The organism is Paraburkholderia rhynchosiae (assembly GCF_002879865.1).
Taxonomy (GTDB): domain Bacteria; phylum Pseudomonadota; class Gammaproteobacteria; order Burkholderiales; family Burkholderiaceae; genus Paraburkholderia; species Paraburkholderia rhynchosiae.
The window spans coordinates 1-256 of record NZ_PNXY01000161.1 but is presented as its reverse complement, the minus strand read 5'-3'; the positions used below and the strand labels follow the sequence as shown (position 1 = coordinate 256).

The 256-nt window shown below is 46.9% G+C and carries 1 pseudogene; it reads left to right on the top strand.

The features are described from left to right. Positions 1-117 (top strand): annotated as a pseudogene (locus tag C0Z16_RS37270) (IS5/IS1182 family transposase); the annotation flags it as partial. Positions 118-256: the final 139 nt, after the last annotated feature.

Sequence of the window (256 nt, the reverse complement as noted above, 5' to 3'; positions counted from 1 at the left end):
TTTCGCCGCCTTCGCACTCGATATGAGCGTCGTGCCGACATCCATGAAGGGCTCCTTAAACTCGCATGTTGCCTGATCTGCTGGCGAACGCTTCAGCGCTCGGACGACTCTTTTTGAAACATTCTCTAACACTACAGCCGTAGTTATTTTTTCCTATAGTAAGTTAGTACTACTACTTGGTATAGGACTATGAAAGAGATCGCGAAAGCGTGGGAACATGAAATCGATCTGTTGCATGAAAGACTGGCTGACCTGT